17 protein-coding genes are annotated in these 17,020 nt (G+C 55.5%); all 17 read left to right on the top strand.

Annotation, left to right across the window (positions count from 1 at the left end):
- The first annotated feature begins 10 nt into the window (after positions 1-10).
- The 17 genes from DW350_RS16895 to DW350_RS16815 are packed head-to-tail and all read left to right on the top strand — an operon-like array spanning position 11 to position 16,946.
- Positions 11-847, top strand: a complete 837-nt coding sequence (locus DW350_RS16895; RefSeq protein WP_115720064.1) for a hypothetical protein — start codon at positions 11-13, stop codon at positions 845-847.
- A complete protein-coding gene (locus tag DW350_RS16890; RefSeq protein ID WP_115720063.1) occupies positions 837-1,433 on the top strand; it encodes a PilN domain-containing protein in 597 nt (198 codons plus the stop codon). The genes DW350_RS16895 and DW350_RS16890 overlap by 11 nt, the downstream gene beginning before the upstream one ends.
- Entirely contained in the window at positions 1,420-2,058 is a 639-nt protein-coding gene (locus DW350_RS16885; RefSeq protein WP_115720062.1) for a hypothetical protein, read from the top strand. Before DW350_RS16890 ends, DW350_RS16885 begins: the two co-directional genes overlap by 14 nt.
- Positions 2,015-2,347: a SctD/MshK family protein gene (locus DW350_RS16880; protein ID WP_152033001.1), complete on the top strand. Its 333-nt coding sequence runs from the start codon at positions 2,015-2,017 to the stop codon at positions 2,345-2,347. The genes DW350_RS16885 and DW350_RS16880 overlap by 44 nt, the downstream gene beginning before the upstream one ends.
- A gap of 8 nt (positions 2,348-2,355) precedes the next feature.
- Positions 2,356-4,014: a pilus (MSHA type) biogenesis protein MshL gene (gene mshL, locus DW350_RS16875; protein WP_115720060.1), complete on the top strand. Its 1,659-nt coding sequence runs from the start codon at positions 2,356-2,358 to the stop codon at positions 4,012-4,014.
- A complete protein-coding gene (locus DW350_RS16870) occupies positions 4,014-4,844 on the top strand; it encodes an ExeA family protein (protein WP_115720059.1) in 831 nt (276 codons plus the stop codon). Before mshL ends, DW350_RS16870 begins: the two co-directional genes overlap by 1 nt.
- Positions 4,841-5,902: a tetratricopeptide repeat protein gene (locus DW350_RS16865; protein WP_115720058.1), complete on the top strand. Its 1,062-nt coding sequence runs from the start codon at positions 4,841-4,843 to the stop codon at positions 5,900-5,902. Before DW350_RS16870 ends, DW350_RS16865 begins: the two co-directional genes overlap by 4 nt.
- Positions 5,899-7,617, top strand: a complete 1,719-nt coding sequence (locus tag DW350_RS16860; protein ID WP_115720057.1) for a GspE/PulE family protein — start codon at positions 5,899-5,901, stop codon at positions 7,615-7,617. Before DW350_RS16865 ends, DW350_RS16860 begins: the two co-directional genes overlap by 4 nt.
- Entirely contained in the window at positions 7,614-8,822 is a 1,209-nt protein-coding gene (locus DW350_RS16855) for a type II secretion system F family protein (protein WP_115720056.1), read from the top strand. The genes DW350_RS16860 and DW350_RS16855 overlap by 4 nt, the downstream gene beginning before the upstream one ends.
- Positions 8,823-9,233 carry a hypothetical protein gene (locus DW350_RS16850; RefSeq protein WP_115720055.1) on the top strand — a complete coding sequence of 137 codons (411 nt, stop codon included), beginning with the start codon at positions 8,823-8,825 and terminating at the stop codon, positions 9,231-9,233.
- On the top strand, positions 9,230-9,802 hold the full coding sequence (locus DW350_RS16845; protein WP_336406957.1) for a type II secretion system protein: 573 nt from the start codon (positions 9,230-9,232) through the stop codon (positions 9,800-9,802). Before DW350_RS16850 ends, DW350_RS16845 begins: the two co-directional genes overlap by 4 nt.
- 40 nt (positions 9,803-9,842) lie before the next feature.
- Positions 9,843-10,292, top strand: coding sequence for a type II secretion system protein (locus DW350_RS16840; RefSeq protein WP_115720053.1), 450 nt, complete (start codon positions 9,843-9,845; stop codon positions 10,290-10,292).
- The gene (locus DW350_RS16835) at positions 10,292-10,774 is read left to right on the top strand and encodes a type II secretion system protein (RefSeq protein WP_115720052.1); all 483 of its coding nucleotides are present in this window, start codon (positions 10,292-10,294) and stop codon (positions 10,772-10,774) included. The genes DW350_RS16840 and DW350_RS16835 overlap by 1 nt, the downstream gene beginning before the upstream one ends.
- Entirely contained in the window at positions 10,768-11,283 is a 516-nt protein-coding gene (locus tag DW350_RS16830; protein ID WP_115720051.1) for a type IV pilus modification PilV family protein, read from the top strand. Before DW350_RS16835 ends, DW350_RS16830 begins: the two co-directional genes overlap by 7 nt.
- Positions 11,283-12,116, top strand: a complete 834-nt coding sequence (locus DW350_RS16825; protein WP_115720050.1) for a PilW family protein — start codon at positions 11,283-11,285, stop codon at positions 12,114-12,116. Before DW350_RS16830 ends, DW350_RS16825 begins: the two co-directional genes overlap by 1 nt.
- The gene (locus DW350_RS16820) at positions 12,106-12,519 is read left to right on the top strand and encodes a type II secretory pathway component (protein WP_115720049.1); all 414 of its coding nucleotides are present in this window, start codon (positions 12,106-12,108) and stop codon (positions 12,517-12,519) included. Before DW350_RS16825 ends, DW350_RS16820 begins: the two co-directional genes overlap by 11 nt.
- A complete protein-coding gene (locus DW350_RS16815; protein ID WP_115720048.1) occupies positions 12,516-16,946 on the top strand; it encodes a DUF6701 domain-containing protein in 4,431 nt (1,476 codons plus the stop codon). Before DW350_RS16820 ends, DW350_RS16815 begins: the two co-directional genes overlap by 4 nt.
- Positions 16,947-17,020: the final 74 nt, after the last annotated feature.

Raw genomic sequence — 17,020 nt, 5'->3', positions numbered from 1 at the left:
TAGGATAGCCATGAAGTGGTTTTCTAAAAAGGCATCAACGAAACAGTGGGGGATAGCACTGTATCAGCAAAGTATTAGTTTGGCTGCGCAAAGTGGCCAGGCACAGCATTTTGAATGCCAGGGACCGGCCCAGTGGCCAGCGGTGCTGGCGGCGTTGCCTGTTGGCGATAAAGACCAGGTGCGTCTGGTGTTGCCACACAGTGAACTCAGTAGCCTTTCTGTCGATAAGCCCCCCACCGAACCCATTACCGAGGGCCTCTTTTGGGCGCTGAAAGATGCGGTGCCTATCCCTCCCCATGATTTGCAGTTTGATTACTACGACTTGCCGGCACAGCCCATCGGCCGTGAAAGGGTCAATGTGGTTTGTGCCAGCAAGGCGCTACTCAAAGGGGTTTGCCAGGCCATTCCTGCACAAGTGGTTTCCCTTGCCAATGAAGAAATGACCCTGCGGTTTTTATTTCCGGCCAGTGATGCAGGTCGTCCTTTGTTGCTTTTACGCCTCAATGGCGATGGCGACTTGCTATTAGCCATCTATCATCAAGGAATGTTGTTTTTTTCTAGATGGTTACAGGGATACCGGCTGATGCAGGATGAACTGGATCCTTACCTTCTTTCCGAACGGCTGACCTTGGATATTCAGCGCGCTATGGATTATTTGGAAAGCCAATTACGCCAACCGCCGGTGGAAAAAATCATCTTGGCGTTAAACGAGCTATTGGACGAATCCCTGGCGCCGTTGCTGGCCGAAAGCTTTGGCCTACCGGCCCAATCGCTGGCCGATTATTTACAGATCCCCGACAGCCCCTGGGCGGCGTTAGCGGCGGCAAGGGGTAGCGATGAAGCATAACCTCAACCTGCTAAGCGCTGAGTTATTACCGCCGCCGCAAAGCCTTAACGCCCGCACCTTACTGTTGAGTTGGGCACTGGTGACGGCGGCGTTGGCTTTGGCGCTGGGGTTTGGCTATTGGCAAAAAAGTCAGGTGTTGGGCCAAAAACAGCAGCTACAGGCGCAGCTAAAGCAAAAACAAAAACAACTCACGGCTAAAGAAACCGCGTTAAAAGGCCATGTGGCAGACAAAGCCCTTTTAGCGCAGCGCGATTTACTTGCCTTGGATCGCGACAACGCCAAGGCGTTGCTGACTCGGGTAGATGAACTGAATCAGCTACCGCAAGACGGCTTTTCACCGGTACTGCAAGCCTTGGCCGAAAGCACGGTCAATGGGCTTTGGTTAAACGACATTCGCATTGAAGGGCAGCAGCTTAGCCTGACCGGTCATGCCTTCAAAGCGCCCTTGGTTATGCAGTGGCTACAGGGCTTTGCCAGCCAACCGGCCTTGGCCGGGCGCCAGTTTGGCCGTTTGGCAATGGACCAGCAAAAGGACGGCAACATGGCCTTTAGCCTTGCCAGCGGAGCAGCCCATGAAGCTCATTGAATGGTTTGAGGCATTGGCAAGGCGTGAAAAGTTACTGGTGATGGCGGCTGGCTGGGTGCTGCTGATTGGCGGCCTGGGGCTGAGTTGGTTGCAACCGTTATTAACCAGCAATGCTGCCGTTAGCAAACTCAATGCGCAGCAGCGCGCCGAACTTAAAAACCTGGATGCGCAGCTGGCGGTGGTTGATGCCAAGCTGGCGGCCGACCCGAACCTCGCCGTCCATCAAGAAATCGTCCGGTTGCAGGATGAGCGGCAGACACTGGAGCAGAAAATTCATCAGGGCACCCAGTCTCTGGTACCGCCAGAAGCCATGGCCTCATTGCTGCGGGCGCTGTTATCAGGCACCGGCCAGCTGCAACTGGTGAAGCTGGAAAGCGAACCGGCCAAACCCCTGGCCGAAGACAAAGATAAAGACCAAAAAGCCGGCCAGCTTTATCGCCATGGTTTGGTGTTAACCCTTAAAGGCAGTTACTTGCCAACCCTCGAATTTTTAAAGCAAGTCGAGAAACTGCCTTGGCGATTCTACTGGCAGAGCCTGGACTTTAAGCAGAGCCAATATCCCGATGCGAACATCCAGATCCATGTTTATACCCTGGGCACCAGCACTCATTACCTTGGCGCTTAGTGCGCCGCTGCTGGCCCAAACCTTAAAAGACCCGACGCGGCCGCCCGGCGAGCACGTTGGCAGTGCCGGCCAGGCGCAAGCACCGTTGACACTGTCGGCGGTATTAGGCAGCCAGCCAGCGCTGGCCATTATTAATGGTCAGGTGCTGAAGGTGGGCGACAAGGTCCAAGGGTGGACGCTACGCCACATTTTTAAAGACGAGGTGTTGTTGGTGAGTGCTGGCCAGCAACAAAAATTGACTGTGTTTGACCATAGCGCCGTGACGTCGGCATATCAGAACGGACATTGAGGAAGCCAATGTTGAACAGGATTTTCCGCATTTCTCTGACCCTGTTGACCATCACCGTGTTGGCCGCCTGCCAGACGCCGTCTGAGCGTAACACCCAAAATGGGGTGAAGGCGTTAAAGTCGGAATTACCCAAGCCAAGCCAAGCCCGCACCCCGCAGCCACCGGCGGCGGTGGAAAAAGAGTTGTTGTCGGGGTTGGTGGCACCGGCGCCCATTCCTGAGCAGCGCATCAACGTGTCTGCCAAAGACACCGACGTGCGCGATTTACTGACTGGTTTGGTCAAAGGCACACCTTATTCGTTGGCCATGCACCCGGGGGTGACCGGTAAGGTGAGCTTGGATCTGCACAATGTCACCTTGGCAGATGTGTTCTCGGTACTTGAAGATCTCTACGGCTACGATATTCGCCGCCAGGGCAATTTGATTCGGGTTTACCCCGCAGGTCTTCGCACCGAAACCATCGCCGTTAACTATCTGCTGATGACCCGCAAAGGCTTGTCGCGCACCTCTATTACCTCGGGGCAATTAACCGACAAAAACAACAACAATGGCTACAACAGCAATGCCAGTAGCAATAACAACAACGGCAACAATAGCCTTAATAACGGCTCCACTAACCAGATGACCTCCGGCACCCGCCTTGAGTCGAGTTCAGAGGCGGACCTGTGGGATAGGCTGCAGTCGGTGCTCACCGCCATGGTTGGAAAAGGTGACGGCCGTATGGTGGCGGTTGACCCGTTATCCGGGCTGGTAACGGTAAGGGCCTACCCTGATGAGCTGCGTAATGTCCGGGACTTTCTGACCCAGACCCAAGATCACTTGCAGCGCCAGGTTGTCCTGGAAGCGAAAATTGTTGAGGTCACCCTCAACAACGAATACCAGCAAGGTATTAACTGGACCCAGGCGCTGCTTTACGACAAGGGCAATACCTCGCTGAACCTCACCACCTCTGGGGTAAGCCTGGGTAACACCATTACCTCGACCTTGGGGGGCGTTAGCGCACTCACGTTCACCAGCACCGATTTCACCTCGGTTATTAACCTGTTGGATACCCAGGGCGATACCCAGGTGCTGTCGAGCCCGAGAATAACCGCCACCAATAACCAAAAGGCGGTGATTAAAGTCGGCAGCGATGAGTATTTTGTGACTGACATTTCCTCTAACGCTAGTACCACCACCTCGTCCACCAGCAATATCAGTTCCGATATCGAACTCACGCCATTTTTCTCCGGCATTGCCTTGGATGTAACGCCGCAAATTTCCGCCGATGGCCACGTGTTGCTGCATGTGCACCCTTCGGTGACCGACGTGGAAGAGCAAGACAAAACCATCACTGTTACCAGCAACGGCGAAACCAACGAAACCACTTTGCCGCTGGCGTACAGCGACATTCGTGAGTCCGACACCATAGTGCGGGCCAAAACCGGTGATGTGGTGGTGATTGGCGGCCTGATGCGCACCAACACCAAGCAGCAAACGTCGAAAACACCACTGCTGGGCGACATTCCCTGGCTTGGGCAGCTCTTTACTAGCCGCCACGACGTGAAACAAAAAACCGAGCTGGTTATTTTGCTAAAACCCACCGTCATTGAAGGCAGCCAAGACTGGATACCCCAGGTGAACCGCACCAATGCCCTGTTAGACAAATGGTATCCAGAGGGTAAGTGATGTACCTGCAGCATTTCGGCCTCAAAGAAAAACCGTTTGGGCTTACCCCCAGCACGGCTTTTTATTGTGACTTACCCATGCATGGTGAGGCGCTGGACGTGCTGAAGTTGGCCCTGACCGACGGTGAGGGCTTTATTAAGATTGTTGGGGAAGTGGGCACCGGTAAAACCCTGTTATGCCGGCGTTTGCTTGCCGAACTACCCGAGCGTTTTGCCCCAGCTTACTTGCCTAACCCTGATTTAAGCCCAGGGGAGCTGCGCTGGGCCTTGGCGATGGAGCTTGGGCTTAAGCAGGCTGGCAACATTGACCAGCAACAACTGGGGCAACTGCTGCAGCGCCAACTGTTGGGGCTGGCGGCCAATGGCCGGTTGCCAGTGGTGGTTATTGACGAAGCCCAGGCGCTGCCCGATGAAACCCTCGAAGCGCTAAGGCTACTGACTAACCTTGAAACCGAATCACGCAAGTTGTTGCAAGTGGTGCTTTTAGGCCAGCCGGAGCTAGACGGTCGGCTTCGCCAGCACCATTTACGCCAGCTTAGCCAACGCATCAGTTTTCATTACCGGCTGCGGCCAATGAACCGGCGAGAGGTGGGGGTTTATGTTAATCACCGCCTGCATTGTGCGGGTTGTCAAAAGCCGCTCTTTACCCGGCCCGCCCTTGGCGCGCTTTATCGCGCCTCCCATGGCGTACCGAGGTTGGTGAATATCTTGTGCCACAAAGCGCTGCTGCTCGCCTTCGGCAAGGGGCTTCCCCGTGCCGGCTGGCGACAAATGCGAATGGCTATCCGGGACACTGAAAGCTGCTACCGGGCAGCGGGAGCCGTGTTATGAGCGTGCTGAATCAAATGCTCAAGGATCTCGATAAACGCGGCGCTGTGGTCAACGACATCGCGAGCGATACCCATGCAGGCAAACCTGCAAAGGCAAGCTGGCTTTGGCTGCTACTTTTGCCCGCGGCGGCGGCCATGGCCAGTGCCGGCTGGTGGCTCAAAGGCGACATGATGGCGAAAACGCCGCCACCGGTTGCGGCTGCGGTGCCAGTGGCGCCCAAAACCGCCGCCGTCTTGGCAAGCGTGACGGCAAAGCCTGTTGATGTGGCGCCAGCCGGCCCTGGCGCTGCCCCCGCCGTTATTGCGCCGCCTAAGGTCTCGGCGCCGGTTACCTCCGCCCCTGCGCTAATGGTCAAGGCCACGCCTGCCGTGCAGTCAGCCCCTACTCATGTGACTAAAAATACCGCCTTGACGCCGCCAAAAGCGGCGAGCCCCGTATCGCCTGCGGTTAAGGCCGCGCCATCTACCGCTGCCAAGGTGAAGCGAGAAGTGCTCACCCCCAGCCAACAGGCGCAAGGCCTTTATCAAAGTGGTTTATTGGCCTGGCAACAGCAGCAAGTGTTGGAAGCTGAAAGTGATTGGAAAAAGGCGCTGGCCGCCAAAGAAGATTTCAAACCGGCAAGACTGGCGCTAGCCAGTCTGTACCAGCAGCAGCGGCGCCTGGAAGATGCTGCCGCCGTCTTGCTGCCAATGAGCGATAGCGACAGCGATATTAGCCTGGCGCTGGCCCGAGTGTTGGTGCAGCAAGGCAAGGTTGCCGATGCTTACCAGCAGCTGGAAATGACGCCGCCCACCACCAAAACTGGCCTGCAATTAAAAGCCGAGCTGGCCCGCCTGAGTGGCAACTTACCGGCGGCGGCTGATCAATATCGCCGCCTTGCCAACCGTTACCCGGACGATGGCCGCCTGTGGATGGCACTCGGTTTAACCTTGGAAGGTTTGCATCAAAATAGCGATGCCAAAGCGGCTTACCAAAAAGCGCTGGCGGCGGCGTCGTTATCGAATGAAGCGCGCCGTTATGCGCAAAGTCGCTGGCAGGCGCTAGGGAGGCCTCAATGAGTCAACCTCGCCTGAAAACCCGCTTGGGCGACCTACTGGTTACCGAGCGCATCATTACCGAAGAGCAGTTACGGCAAGCCCTTGCCAGTCAGCACCGTTTGGGCCGCAAGCTGGGCCGTACCTTGGTGGAACTGGGCTACCTGAGCGAACACCAGTTGCTGAGCTTTTTGTCGCAACAGCTGAAGATCCCCTACCTGGATATTGCCGAGCGCCGCTTGGACCCCAACGTCGCCAAGCTGATACCGGAAGTCTTGGCCCGGCGCTACCGGGCGCTGGCTTTGGAAGCCGATGACGACACGGTATTAATCGGCATGTCCGACCCTGCCGATTTGCAGGTACTCGATGCCCTTGAAGAGCGATTGGCCCCCCGGGAATTGCGGCTGGCGGTGGTGGAAGAAGCGCAGCTTCTTAACGCTTTTGACTCCATTTACCGGCGTACCCAGGAAATAGCCAGCTATGCCTCGCAGTTAGAAGAAGAGCACCAACAAACCGCCGATTTTGATTTTGGCTCCCTGGGCCGAGAAGAAGGCGAAGGAGGCGCTACCGTTGCCCGCTTGCTGCAATCGCTATTTGAAGATGCGGTGCAGATGCGCGCCTCTGATATTCATATCGAACCGGAGCAAACCCAACTGCGCATTCGCCAACGGGTTGATGGGGTGCTGCACGAAAACGTCCTCAAAGAAGCGCGGGTGGCATCGGCACTGGTGCTGCGCCTAAAGCTGATGGCCGACCTGGATATTTCCGAGCGGCGCTTGCCGCAAGACGGCCGTTTTCACATGAAAATTCATGGCCATGCTATCGATGTGCGGATCTCCACCATGCCGGTGCAGTTTGGTGAAGCGGTGGTTATGCGGCTTTTAGACCAAACCTCTGGGGTGCTGTCCCTTGCTGACACCGGTATGCCAGACGAGCTGGTTGAACATTTTCGCCGCAACCTCAAGCGCCCCCATGGCATGGTGCTGGTCACCGGCCCTACCGGTTCCGGTAAAACCACCACCCTTTACGGGGCGCTGGCGGAACTCAATGAACCGGCCAAAAAAATCATTACCGTTGAAGATCCGGTGGAATACCGGCTGCCGCGCATTAACCAAGTTCAGGTTAACCATAAAATCGGCTTGGACTTTTCGCAGGTGCTGCGCACGACGTTGCGTCACGACCCCGATATTCTCATGGTGGGGGAGATGCGGGATGAAGAAACGGTGGAAATTGGCCTGCGCGGCGCTATTACCGGCCACTTGGTGCTGTCCACTTTGCACACCAACGACGCGGTAACCTGCGCCCTGCGCCTGATTGATATGGGCGCCCAGGGCTATTTGGTGGCCAGTGCCTTAAGGGCGGTGCTGGCCCAGCGCCTGGTGCGCCGTCTTTGCAGTAAATGCGCCAAGCCCCAAGTCATTGATCCAAAAGATAAACCTTTGATTGAGCAGACGTTAGGAGAGCCGTTAACCACAACCACTTTTAAAGCACCTCATGGCTGCCAAGCCTGTAACCATACCGGCTACCGCGGCCGTATTGGCGTGTTTGAGCTTCTAGAGTTAGACGCAGCCATGAACGAGGCCATGCGCAGCCAAGACCCGCAAGGTTTCACCGCCGCTGCCCACCGTCACCCCCTTTATCGTCCCTTGGCGCTGATGGCGCTGGATTACGCCCACCAAGGCATCACCTCTATTGAGGAAGTGTTGAAGCTTTGGGATAGCGGGGAGGCCATGGCATGAGCCAGTTTTACTATCGTGGCCGTGACGAACGTGGCCAAGCGGTGAAAGGCTTGGTTGATGCTGGCTCTCAGGAAGCCGCCTTCGATGTGCTGCTGGCGCGGCGTATTCGCCCTGAATCAGTGCATCCGGCACGCCAGCCCCTGAGCTTTAACCTGTTGAGCCCTAAGGTTGAGCTCGAAGACATGCTGATGCTGTGCCGGCAGATGTATTCGCTGACCAAGGCCGGTATTCCCATTTTGCGGGCCGTGGCCGGGATGGCTGAAACCACGCCATCAAAGGTACTGCGGGGGGTCTTGGCCGACATTGCCAGTCAATTGGAGTCAGGCCGCACCTTATCTACCGCTATGAATCGCCATCCCAAGGTGTTTCCGAGTTTGCTGGTGAGTGTGGTGCATGTGGGTGAAAACACCGGCCGTTTGGATGATGCCTTTTTGCAATTGGCCGAGCACTTAACCCAAGAGCAAGAAACCCGGCGCCGGGTGAAATCAGCGGTGCGCTACCCAAGCTTTGTGGTGATCGCCATCGCCATTGCCATGGTCATTGTTAACACCATGGTTATTCCCCAGTTCGCGCAAATCTTCCGAAAATTCCACGCCGAGCTGCCGCTGCCAACCCGCATCCTTATCGGCACTTCCGACTTTTTTGTTCACTACTGGTTTGTGCTGCTGCTGGCGGTGGTGGCCGCCGTGTTTGCTTGGGTCAGGTGGCTCAAAACCCATAACGGCAGGCTTTTTTGGGACAGCAAAAAACTCAAGTTGCCGGTAATGGGCTCCATTGTTTACCGGGCGCTGCTGGCCCGCTTTGCCCGTAGCCTAGGGATGATGCTCCGCTCCGGGGTGCCGCTGCCGCAAGCCTTGGCGTTAGTGGCTGATGCGGTTGATAACCTTTATATGAAGCAAAAAATTCTGGCCATGCGCCAGGGCATTGAAGGCGGTGAGAACCTGCTGCGCACTGGCAGCCAAAGCGGGCTGTTTTCACCGCTAATTTTGCAGATGTTCGCGGTGGGTGAAGAAACCGGCAACATCGATGAAATGCTGATAGAAGCGGCCGGTTTTTACGAACGAGAGGTGGACTACGACCTGGCAAACCTAACCGCCAAAATCGAGCCTATTTTGATTGTGTTTGTGGCGGGGTTGGTGCTGATGCTGGCGCTGGGTGTGTTCCTGCCAATGTGGGATCTGATGCGGGCCTATAAGGGGCAATAGATGAGCCATCGCTTGCTGCGGGTGTTAACACCGGTGGCGGTGATGCTGGTGCTGATGGCGGTGCTGCTGGCAAGGGCGCCGGGAGATAAAGACTTAGCGGCAACCTGGATGGATCAGGCGCAGCTGACCTTTACCAAAGAAATGAATCAAGTGCGGGTGCTGTGGGAGCAACAAAAAGGCAACACGGTGCACTGGCAAGGGCGGTTGGTGGCCGTTAATGACGACGGTTGGCCGCTGCCGCCCTGCGAGCAGTTATGGCAAGACTTTGGCTTACCGCTGTCGCTGGGTGGTGAACCGGTACAAATCATTTGGCTTGGCCGTTACTGCCGCTTTGCCATCGAGGATGCAGGGTTTGATTACTGGCCAAAAAGTGGCCGGATAAAAACCCTAAGACAAGGAGACTGGGAGTGAAACAACAAGGTTTTTCGCTGATCGAGTTAGTCATCGTGATCGTCATTTTGGGGTTGTTGGCGGCGGTGGCCCTACCGCGTTTTTTAAATGTCACCGATGACGCCCAGGATGCCACCGTTGAAGGGGTTGCTGGCGGTTTTGCTACCGCCGTAGGCCTGGTTCGCGCCGAATGGGAAGTCGAAGGCCGTCCGTCCGGCGGTTCAAGTGGCGCTGGCGCTTATGTCACCTTGGATAACGAAACCATTTATGTCGATGGCGACAACGGCTACCCGGTCGGCACTGCCAGTGCCTCTAACACCGCCATGAGCGCCGATGCTTGCCTGGCGGTCATGGACGCCATTTTACAAAGCCCGCCACGTACCACCACCAGTGATAGCGACATTGGCAACAACCGTTATTTGGTGCGAATGCAAAGCGACAGTAGCGGCGACCTCTGCGTCTATTACCTTATAGCCACCCTTAATAAAACTTCGCTGCCTGCGGCCGGTGATTACGACACCGCCGGAGTTGGCAATAGCTTCACCTATAGGCCCTACACAGGGAAGGTGATGGTTTACAACAACAACTAGTTGGCCCAAACCCAATGCAACATGCAATCGGAGAGACGTTATGAACAGACAACAGGGTTTTACCCTTATCGAACTGGTCGTGGTGATCATTATTCTGGGGATCCTGGCGGTCACCGCAGTGCCTAAGTTCATCAACTTGCAAGATGATGCCAAGGAAGCAACTGCCAATGGCGTCGCGGCGTCCCTTAAAGGAGCATCGCAGTTGGTTTATGCCAAGGCATTGATCAACGGTAGTGACAGTGCCGCAAGTGGTAACACCGTGACTGTTAACGGTAATACCACCGTTGATCTGGTTTACGGCTACCCCGCCGCTACAGCCGCAGGGATTGGCAATGCGGTTGAAATTGATAACCCACCATGGGTTGGTGCGGTAAGTGGCACTGATTATGTTTACACCTATAACAGCGATACCACTTGTACCGTGACTTATACGGCGCCTACTGCTGCGAATGGCTCTCCTACTATTACCAGTGACTGTAGCGCCAACTGATGAAAGAGCATGCCTACACTAAGGCTTCTGGCTTCACCTTGGTGGAGCTGGTAGCCGTTATTGTGGTGTTGGGCATTCTTTCTGTTGTGGCGGGCAGTCGCTTTTTTGGCAGCAGTGGCGTGGACAATGTTGTGGCCCGCGATGAGCTGTTGGCGCTGCTGCGCCAAGTGCAAGTGCAGGCCATGGCGCAAACCGCCAGTAGCACTTGTGCCCAGGTGGTTATTACCAATAGTGGTGCCTCGGTGCCTGCCAGCAGTAGCTGCACCTTTTCCGGTGATGAGGGGTCGCAGCAGCAGGTGCTACTTAATAGTGGCAAGTTAGTGTTGTTGGTGGGCGGCGTTGCCGACACCAGTAGCACGCCGTTGGTGTTTGACGGCATGGGGCGCGTAGCGCGCTGTGCTAACGGTTGCACCTTAGAGGTACAAAACGACAGCACTGCTAGCCTCTGTATAGAGGCGCAAGGATATATCTACCCATGCTAAGGCAGCGTGGGGTTACCCTGATTGAACTGATTATCGGTATGGTGGTGCTGGGCATCGCCATTACCCTTATTACTTCCAGCTTATTACCTCTGGCACTGAATAACACCGACCCTTGGCATCAAGTCCGGGCGGCGGAATTAGGCCAGAGCCTGATGAATGAAATCCTCGCTAAACGCTATGACGAAAATAGCCCGTCAACTCAGCTGCGCTGTGGTGAAACCGGGGCGCCAGCCTGTTCTAGCAGTTTAGGGCCGGAATCTGGCGAAACGCGCGACAGCTATGACGATGTGGATGACTACAACGGCTTGGTGTTAACCGGCACCGATATCGCCAATATTCTTAACGAGTCACTCAACAGCATTTACAGCCAGTACCGGGTGTCTGTCACGGTGGTTTATGACGGCAATGCGCTGGGTTTATCGCCAGACGAAGCCAAACGCATTGATGTCACTGTTACCACCCCCGGCGGCAGCGCCACTGTGTTCTCTGCCTATAAGGGGAACTGGTAATGAAGGCGCGTGGCTTTACGCTCGTTGAACTGGTGGCGGTGATCGTGGTGATGGGTATTGTCGCGCTGGGTAGTTACGGCTACCTGCGCTTTGGTAGCCAGCTTTATGGCGACACCGTGGCAAGGGCCCACACCTTAAGCCAAGGGCGTTTTGCGGTAGAGCGGCTAACCCGTGAGCTGCGTAATGCCGTACCCAATAGCGTGAGGGTAAGCAGCGACGGCAGTTGCATCGAGTTTGTCCCCATTGCGGCGGCGGTGCGTTATTTCGATGCCCCTGTCGCCCCTGATAGTGGCAATACCATTAAGGTGGTGTGGGTTGACCCGGCTGGCACCACCCCCAGCAGTGGCGATGCCATTGATTGGAACAGTGACTTTTTCGGCACCAGCCTCTGGGCAATGCTAAACCCCACCCAGTCCAGCCAAATCTACAGCCCAGACGACAGCGACCGGCGCGTTATGGCGCTGGCAAGTTCTGCTTATGTAGATGACGGCTATTACCTGCTGACCTTGGCGTCTACCACCAGTTTCGCCAAAGACTCGCCCAGTATGCGCCTCTACCTTGGCGGCCAGCCGGTTAGCTTTTGCCAGGTAGGCGCTAATCTTTATCGATACGAAAACTACGGTTTTATTGCCAGCCAACCCTTGCCCAGTACCGGTTTAACCAATGGCCAACTGATGGCGCAGCAACTGGCCAGTAGTAGCTATCCGCTGTTTCGCTATGACAGCGCGGTACTGACCCGTAATGCCGTGGTGCATATCTTGCTCAAGTTTCAATCGGTGGGCGAGGACGATCTCTTCTTTAATTTGGAGGTCCATCAACCCAATGTCCCCTAACTTTTCTCGCCAAGGTGGCAGTGCGCTGGCGGTGGCGGTGTTTATCATTGTGGTAATGGCGCTGCTGGTAGCAGGGCTGGCGGCGCTGCTTAATCGTCAGTCTGGCACCGTGGTGTATGAGGTGTGGGGCACGCGGGCCTATTTAGCGGCCGAAAGCGGCTTGCAGGGCGGGTTGGTGCGGCTTTATCCCCTGAACGGCAGTGGTTTAAGTAGCTGCTTTAGCAGTTACCAGCAAGCCTTTAGCAGCAGTGGCCTAAACGGTTGCTCGGTTACGGTATCGTGCACCTTGGCCAGTAGCAGCGATGCGGATATGCCGAAAGTGGCCAGGGTGCGCAGCCAGGCCAGCTGCCAGACTGGGCGTATTACCACAGGCCGAACCTTGTCGGTGGAGGTGAGTGAATGAAGCGGCTGCTGTTGCTGGTTATGCTGCTGGTATTGCCAATGGCCGCCAAGGCCGCGGCTTATAACCTCAGTACCTTGCTCAATTCCAACGCCTATCGCAGTATTCCCTGCTCTGGCAGTTGGTCGCGAAGCGGCAGTGTGTATACCTGTACCGGCACTATTAGCCTGGCCTCGGGGGATACCATTAATGCCCTGGGTAATAGCACTGTTATCGCCAACGGCGGCTTTTCGCTTATCAACAACAGCATCGGCAGCAGCCTTGCCACCATTAACCTGCAATCAACCTATGGCACCATTACCAGCCAGGCCAGCACTGTGGTCTACGGCAATGTCACCAGCAGTACTGGCGCGGTTAATTTAGGGGGCGCCACCATTAACGGCAGTGTTAGCAGTGGCGGGACTGTGAGCCTTACCAGTAGCACCATTAATGGCAATGTCAGCGGCAATAATGGCGTTACTACCAGTAACAGCAATGTGACGGGAACCCTCACCTCATCAAGCGGGGCCATCAGCCTTAGCGGCGGCACCATTTCCGGTAAAGTCACCACCAGTTGCTGCACCTTAACCACCAACAACACCAACATGCTGGGCGGGGCGCAGGCGCAGTCTGGCATGACGGTCTCTGGCGGTACCCTAACCGGTGCCTTTGTGATGAGCAGTTCCAACAACGCGTCTTTTACCGGTGTCACCTTAACCAGTGGTTCTATCAGCGGTGACAGCACCTTAACCATTAAAAACAGTACCCTAGGCTCGGCTAACAGCACTGTTACCGTCAATAGTACTGCCGGTGCCATTACCCTTGAAGGTTCTACCACTGTCTATGGGGTGCTGACGGCGCCCAGTTACTCAACGGTGTACGTCAATGGCGGTAGCAGCGTTATTGGTTCCTGTATTCCCAACTCCACCCCGGCCAATGCCTGTTCGGCCGATAGACCAGTGTTGAGCTGGCACCTCAATGAAACCAGCTACAGCGGCAGCAGCGGTGAGGTGCTGGATAACTCGGGCAACAATCTCAACGGTACTGCCCGTAACGGTGCTACCACGGAATTTATTGACCCGGCACTGCCTAGCGTTGATGGCTTAGGCACTTGCCGCTACGGCATCTTTAACCGCAACCAGGGCCAGTATTTAGAAGTGGCGGATAACAACCTGTTAGACATGACCACGGCCATGACCATTGGCATTTGGATAAAGCCTTCTTCCTACAATTACCTGCCCATCATTTCCAAAGGCAGTAACTACCAGCTTTATATGCGCTCCGATGGCCACCTGGTATTTAGCTGGTATGGGGCGACCTTTGTGATATTGCCGCCTGTGGGGTACAGCCGCTCGCTAACCAGTAATAAAGTGATCAGCCTTAACCAGTGGACTCATGTCACCATTCGCTATCGTAATGGCCGGCAAAGTATTTTTATCAACGGCGTTGAAGACAGCTTCACCACCTACAGTGAAAACCTGCTTGGCGGCAATAGCACCTCCTTTCGGGTTGGTAACGACGACGGATTTTTATTCGACGGGCTTTTCAATAGCTACTTTGATGGCAGTCTTGACGAACTTCGCGTCTTTAATAGCGCGCTAACCGACGCACAGGTCGCCGCCTTGATGACCCAGCGCACCGAGTGCAGCGAAACTTTGCAATGTTTTACCGACGACTTTAACCGCAGCGCCTTAGGCAGCGACTGGACGGTTAACCGCTCCAGCGGCAGCTTTACCCCCAGTATCGTTAACGGCCGCTTGCGGCTAACCCAAGACAGCGCCGATGAAGCCACCGCCGTTTCTTTAAAGCGCTTGCTGCCAGCTAACGGTAACCTGGTGATAGTGCAATTTGACTATTACGGTTGGTCGCCCAACGCGGGCGATGGCGCCGACGGTATGGCGGCTATTTTTTCTGACGCCACCATAACGCCCCAGGCCGGGGCCTATGGCGGTTCCCTTGGATATGCACAAAAAACCGGGATTAACGGCTTTGCCGGTGGCTGGCTTGGGGTTGGGTTTGACGAATTTGGTAACTATGCTGCGGCGTCCGAGGGGCGCGTTGGCGGCAGCAGTTTTAGCCCCGATGCGGTCTCTTTGCGTGGCTCCGGCTCTGGCACCAGTGGCTACGCCTATTTAACCGGCACTACTGCCAATCTAAACCCGGGCATTGATTTTCGCCCGTCCAGCGCCCCGGCACCAGGCCATCGCTATCGCATTACCTTGGATTCCACCTCTGGCAACAGCGCCAAGGTGACGGTGGAGCGTAATACTGGCAGTGGCTTTAGTACCTTAATTAATAATTACAATGCGTTAGCTGGGCAAGGCCAGGCGGCGATGCCAGCTAACTTTTTGTTCTCCCTAACCGGCTCAACGGGCGCTCTGAGTAATTACCATGAAATTGATAACTTGCAGGTTTGCGCCGCGCAAATAGACGATGTTGGCCAGCAAATTCACCACTTTCAGTTAGATTTTGCCTCTAGCGCCTTAACCTGCGCCGCGCAAACGGTCACTATCAAAGCCTGCCTGGATAGCAGCTGCTCTAGCCTTTATACCGGTGAGGTTACCGCCACCTTAACCCCCAGCAGTGGCTGGTCGGCCAACCCGGTTACCTTTTCTGGCGGCTCCACTACCGTTACCTTAAATCACGGCGCCGCAGGAACCGTGAGTTTGGGGGTGGCTCAATCAACGCCCACCACCGAAGCCTTTACCCAAACCCTGTGCTCTGTTGATGGCGGTACGCCCAGCAGCAGTTGCAATATGACCTTTGCCGACAGCGGCTTTGTGTTTGATGTGCCTGATTTTATTGCCAATCAAGGCGCAACCGGCATTTTGCTCAAAGCGGTAAAAAAAGACGACACCAGCCAAAAATGTGTGCCTGATTTTGCCAGTACCACCAAAACAGTGCGCTTTTGGTCCAACTATGTTGACCCACTGCGGGCAGCGAAACCGGTACTGCGACAAGTGAGCGTCAACGGCAGCAGTGTTGGCAATCAGCAAAGCGATGCCACCGGTCTGAGTCTCGCCTTTAATGCCTCAGGCGAGGCTACCCTTAATGTCAATTACACCGATGCTGGGCAAATGCAGCTCTACGCCCAATATACCGGCACCACCGGCAGCAGTGACGAAGGCTTGGTGATGACCGGCTCCGATACCTTTGTTAGCCGGCCGGTTGGCTTTTGTATCCAAACCCAAAACACCCTTGGCGAATGCACGGCAGGCAACGCCAGTTGCTCTATTTACCGCTATGCCGGTGAAGCTTTCCCCTTACAACTTACCGCCATGGCTTACGACAGTGCCAGCGCGCAAAGCGGCTATTACTGTGGTAATGCCATTACCACGCCCAGTTATCAGCAAACCGGTATCAGCCTGGCGTCAACCCTGGTGGCGCCGAGTGGCGGTGTGGCTGGTACCCTAGGCAACAGCAGTTACGACCACGCCATGTCGAGTAGCGCCCTGACCACCCTTAGCCAAACCATCAGTGAGGTTGGCGTCTTTAAATTTACCGCCACCCCACCCAGCTACTTTGGTAGCAGTATTGGCACCTCTACCAGCCTGGCGATTGGCAAATTTGTACCGCGTTACATCAGCTTGTCGAACGCCACTATCACCGAGGGGTGCTCCGCCTTTACCTATATGGGGCAACCATTCACCCTGAGCGGCACCCTCACCGCCATCAATTACGTGGGCGACCGCACCTACAACTACTTTGGCGATTTTGCCAAAGGCAGCCTTAACTACCAGACCGAGTTTGACGGCAGTGACCAATCAAGCCGCCTTGGTGGTAGCGCGCCTGCGCTGAGTTGGAGCCAGGGGCAAATCGCCAGCTTTGTCAATAACAGTATTTTAATCAACCGGTTAAGTTCGCCAGACGGTCCCTTTAGCAATGTCGAAGTGGGGGTGAGCTACGACGATGGTGAAAACGATGCCAATCGCGCCACTACCATGAGTGACAGCACCATGACCTTGACCAGCGCTAACCTTTGGGGAAGTTTGAGTTCGCTACGTTATGGCCGGGCGCTGCTGGACGATGCCAGTGGCCCGGAAGACGAAGCGCTGCCACTGGTGCTGCACACCCAGTACTGGAACGGTAATTACTTTACCGCCAGTAACGACGACAGCTGCACCGTGGTGGCCCAAGGTACAAGCAGTCTCACGGTGTCGGTTAATAGCAGTAATGGGGATTATTACAGCGCTAACCCGCAATCTTTGGCCAATGGCAGTGGCGGCACAGCGGCATCGGGTGTACTGCCATATCAGGCCATTTACCTGGGCGCTGCTGGCGCGCCAGCACAGGTAACAGTTCAGGCTGCGGTGGCCGATTGGCTCAAATATGCCTGGCAAGGCACCGCAAATGGTGACCAAAACCCTCAGGCCACCGGTTATTTTGGTCGCTACCATGGTAATGACAAGCAGATTTACTGGCAGGAAATTTGGGGAACCAACCCGCCATAAGGGCTTTTAACGGGCCTTAGAAATCTGAACAGAACAAATAAATACGCGTCGTCGGCTGACCAGGGCATTCCCTT

This window comes from Gallaecimonas mangrovi, assembly GCF_003367375.1.
In the GTDB taxonomy this organism is placed as follows: Bacteria; Pseudomonadota; Gammaproteobacteria; order Enterobacterales; family Gallaecimonadaceae; genus Gallaecimonas; species Gallaecimonas mangrovi.
Note: the sequence above shows the minus strand (reverse complement) of the source record. Positions and strands in the feature narration are given on the sequence as shown.